Origin of the sequence: Roseovarius tibetensis (genome assembly GCF_050896375.1) — a bacterium.
Taxonomy (GTDB): domain Bacteria; phylum Pseudomonadota; class Alphaproteobacteria; order Rhodobacterales; family Rhodobacteraceae; genus Roseovarius; species Roseovarius tibetensis.
The window spans coordinates 1-4,319 of record NZ_JBPBBB010000090.1 but is presented as its reverse complement, the minus strand read 5'-3'; the positions used below and the strand labels follow the sequence as shown (position 1 = coordinate 4,319).

The window sequence follows — 4,319 nt, the reverse complement described above, 5'->3', positions numbered from 1 at the left end:
GCAGACCCTCGAGGACCACTACAGCGCGCAGGCCGAGGCGGAGGTGCTCAAGCGGCTCGACAAGGCGTTGAAGGACAATCCGGCTCATGTGGTGATGCGCGAGGGTATCAAGCTGGTGCCCAACATCCGCTTCGCGCTGTGCTTCTTCAAGCCCGCCTCGAACCTGAACCCCGAACTCACGCGGCTCTTTGATGCCAACATCCTGTCGGTGATGCGGCAGGTGCATTACAGCGCCAAGGACCCCAGGAAATCCATCGACATCGTGACCTTCGTCAACGGCATCCCGGTCGCGACGCTGGAGGTCAAGAACCTGCTGACCGGGCAGAACGTCAAGCATGCCGAAAAGCAGTATCGGCAGGACCGCTCCCCGGCGGGCGAGCCGCTTTTGACGTTCAAGCGCGGGGCCATCGTGCATTTCGCGGTGGACCAGGACCACGTGTCGATGACCACCCGCCTGATGAACGGCAAGACGCGGTTCCTGCCCTTCAACCGAGGCCGCGACGGCGGGGCCGGAAACCCCGATGTGCCGGGCGAGAACCGAGTCGCCTATCTCTACAAGGACCTGCCCGAGGCGCGCGCGGTGTTCTCGCGCGAGGTGCTGCTCGACCTGATCGGGCGGTTCATCCATCTCGAACGCTCGGGCGGCAAGGAGGTGCTGATCTTCCCGCGCTTTCAGCAACTGGACGCGGTGCGCAAGGTGCTGTCGGATGCCAGGGCGGAGGGCGCCGGGCAGAACTACCTGATCCAGCACAGCGCCGGGTCGGGCAAGTCCAACACCATCGCCTGGACCGCGCACCAGATCATCAACCTGCATGACCAGAACGACCAGCCGCTTTTCGACACCGCGATCATCGTGACAGACCGCCTGGTGCTGGACCGACAGTTGCAGAACACCATCGGCGGATTTGCCCAGACGGAAGGCGTGGTGAAGAAGATCGACGGCACGTCCCGCGATCTGAAGGATGCCATCCTGAAAGGCGCGCGCATCATCATCACGACGATCCAGAAATTCGGCACCGAGCATCTGGCGACGATCTCGGGCCAGGCGGGGCGCAATTTCGCGGTGATCATCGACGAGGCCCATTCCTCGCAATCCGGCAAGGCCGCGCAGGCGATGAGCGACGCGCTGACACGCGACGCCACCAGCTCCGACGATATCGAGGACATGGTGCTGGCCTTCCAGAAGGCGCGGGGACCGCAGAAGAACATCTCGTTCCTCGCCTTCACCGCGACGCTGGAACGTTTCGGGCGCATCGGCGCGGATGGCAAGCCGCACCCGTTTCATCTCTACTCGATGCGCCAGGCAATCGAGGAAGAGTTCATCGTCGACGTTCTCAAGAACTACATGACCTACGAGGCATATTACCAGCTCGAGAAGACCATCGAGGACGACCCCGCCTTCAAGGGTCGCAAGGCACAGTCCCGCGTCGCGCGCTATGCCTCGCTGCATCCCACGGCGATCGACCAGAAGGTCGAGGTGATCGTCGAACATTTCCGCCGCCACGTCGCCGGGGCGTTGGGTGGTCAGGCCAAGGCGATGATCGTGACCCAGAGCCGCGAACATGCGCTGCGCTACTGGCGGCAGCTGACCCGCTACATCGAGGACAAGGGCTATACCGGTCTCAAGGCGCTGGTGGCCTTCTCGGGCGATCTGACCATCGACGGCACGGTCTGGACCGAGGCGACCGCGAACGGGTTCGCCGAGACGGAACTGCCCAGGAAGTTCGACACCGACGAGTATCAGGTCCTCGTGGTGGCCGAGAAATACCAGACCGGGTTTGATCAGCCAAAGCTCGTGGCGATGTATGTCGACAAGAAGCTGGCAGGTCTTCAGGCGGTGCAGACGCTGGCCCGGCTGAACCGGAGCTACGGCAAGGACAAGCCGACCTTCGTGCTGGATTTCCAGAACTCGATGGCGGACATCCGGGACGCGTTCGCGCCGTTCTTCGAAGCGACCGCCCTGGAAGAACGCACCGATCTCAACCAGATCTATGACCTCGAGCAGCGCATCTCGAACGCGACCTACATCAACAAGGACGAGGTCGGGCGGTTCGCGGATCAGTTCTTCAAGGGCGATCTGACGACCCAGGACCGCCTGGCGCTCGAAGGCACCGTGCGTCTCGCCGTGGAGCGGTTCATCCTCGATGAAGACGAGGCCCAGCAGGAGGAATTCCGGCAGCTGCTCAAAAGTTTCCTGCGCTTCTACGCCTTCGTGGCACAAGTCGTGTCGCTCAACGACGCGTGGCTGGAGAAGCTCTACGCATATTCGGCCTGGCTCGCGCGGCTTCTGCCATCACGCGACGTGCCCGCCGACATCACCATCACCGACGACATGCTGACCCTGTCGGCGTTCAAGCTACAGAAAGGTGAAGAGGGCAGCGCGTCTCTGGCTGCGGGAGAAACCGCCACGCTCAATCCGATCACCGAATTTGGCGCGAACAGCTATACCGAAGAGGAGGAGCGGTCGCTGTCGGAAATCATCGACTCGTTCAACGAGCGGCACGGCACCAGCTTCTCGCGCGACGATTTCCTGCGCTTCGAGCGCGTCACGCGCGACATCATGGATGAGGATATGACCGAGATGGTCCGCAACAATCCCGCCGATGTGGTCTACAACACGTTCGCGCAGGCGTTCTTCCAGGGCATGGTCAAGATGTTCCAGAACGACAACGAGATGCGCAACATCGTCATGACCGACAAGGACGCGCGCGACCAGGCCACTCGGCATTTTTTCCAGCGGGCGCAGAGAGCAGCGCGGGAGGGGTGAACCAGATGGGAATGCCGGCTCAGAGAAGGGTCTCGCGCGTGAATTCGCATGAGCGGCCAGAGCCACACGCAAAAAACTTCATGCTTCGATTTCGAGTTATCTCGACCCGAAAGTTATACTTTTGCCTGTGCCAGGCTTCTCGTTTTCCTTTGGCTCGGCCCGGTATCCCGGCACACCCCATGAGTGGGTCACGGAGCGCCAGGTCGACTTGGCTGGTCGTCCGAAGCCACCGGCAGATATGCTTCAGGCCGCGTCTGGATGCCGTCCATCAGCCGGTTGGCGATCAATTTGACGATGGCAAAACCGAAGGTCGGGTTCTGGTGGTAAAGCGTGATGAAGCGCGCTTCGTCGATGGCGAAGATACGGCAAACGCCGACGCAGCGCGCAGAGACGGTGCGTTCCTTGGCATCGGTGAAGAAGGCGATTTCGCCGAAGATCTCCTGCGCGCCGAGGGTCACGCCGATCTCCTCGAGCAGCACCTCGCCCGTCTCGATATAGTAGAGCTTGCTGGCGGGTCGCCCTTGCTGAAGACATGGGCGCCGTCGCGGTAGACGGTGGGCGTCGCCACGTCACGCAGCCAACTGAAATCCGGCTCTTTCCCGCGTGCCGCCCGGGCCGCGCGAATGCCGCGCAGAAGCTCCCAGAGGCGGTAGCCGTTGAAGGGCAGCAGGGCCGTGTGCAGCGCGAGGATCGGCAGCGTCGCCTCAACCGCGCCGAAGATGATGAACGAGACGTTGGCCCCGATCGCGGCGATGCGCAATGGCACCATGGTGCGCATGGAATAGGCGGCGAGCGTGAAGGCCGCGGCGAGCCATCCGACGATATCCACAAGGGTCATGGTGTCCTTCCACGGCCTATGGCCGAATTGTTTATTGAAATGTGTGTGCCGTTTCCAGTGACGAGCATGGCGGCTGCTTCATGAAATCTGGCAATGGATTCATCACTGCGGCTCAATCAGCACGTCTCCTTCATCTTTGACGCCAAATCGCGCGACCGGATGGTGCCTGAGGCGGCAGGCGGCGCCGAGATCCTGGCTATCCGATCCCGCCAGCCAGTCCTCGCGCTCCTGGCTGCTGAGGATTACCGGCATGCGATCGTGGATCGCCTGCACGGTTTCGTTCGCGGCCCGGGTCACGATGGCGCAGGTCCGCATGTCGTTCCAGACCGACGTCAGACCGGCGAACCACAGCGTGGCCTCGTTGCCGGCGCTCGAGACGAAATGCGGCTGCTTGGGGCTTCTGTCGCCGGTCCATTCGTAATAGCCGCCGGCAGGCACCAGACAGCGGCCGTATTTCCAAGGGCCACGAAAGGTCGGCTTCTTCGCGGCGTCCTCGATGCGCGCGTTGATCGTGCTCGCGCGCCAGTCGGTCAGCTCACCCTTGTGCCAGCCCGGAATCAAGCCCCACCGCGCACAGGTGATCTCGTTGCCAAGGAGCACATAGACGTCCTGCGTCGGCTTGACGTTGAAGCGCCGCGGGAAGGGCGTGATCTTCGGCTCGGCGAACTCGAACTCGGTGCCGCGCAGGTTGGGGTCTATGAAACGTCCGCACAT

4 protein-coding genes are annotated in these 4,319 nt (G+C 62.4%); 1 reads left to right on the top strand and 3 read right to left on the bottom strand.

Annotation, left to right across the window (positions count from 1 at the left end; translation table 11 throughout):
- The coding region (locus ACROSR_RS20240) for a type I restriction endonuclease subunit R (RefSeq protein ID WP_432687680.1) at positions 1–2,767 on the top strand (2,767 nt) is incomplete at its 5' end.
- Positions 2,768–2,955: 188 nt separating this feature from the next.
- Here ACROSR_RS20240 and ACROSR_RS20235 read toward each other — a convergent pair.
- From ACROSR_RS20235 to ACROSR_RS20225, 3 genes are all read right to left on the bottom strand, one after another.
- Positions 2,956–3,261, bottom strand: coding sequence for a cyclic nucleotide-binding domain-containing protein (locus ACROSR_RS20235; RefSeq protein WP_432687681.1), 306 nt, complete (start codon positions 3,259–3,261; stop codon positions 2,956–2,958).
- Entirely contained in the window at positions 3,222–3,605 is a 384-nt protein-coding gene (locus ACROSR_RS20230) for a hypothetical protein (RefSeq protein ID WP_432687679.1), read from the bottom strand. The genes ACROSR_RS20235 and ACROSR_RS20230 overlap by 40 nt, the downstream gene beginning before the upstream one ends.
- Positions 3,606–3,707: 102 nt before the next feature.
- A partial coding sequence (locus tag ACROSR_RS20225) for an SOS response-associated peptidase (protein WP_432687678.1) occupies positions 3,708–4,319 on the bottom strand: 612 nt, incomplete at its 5' end.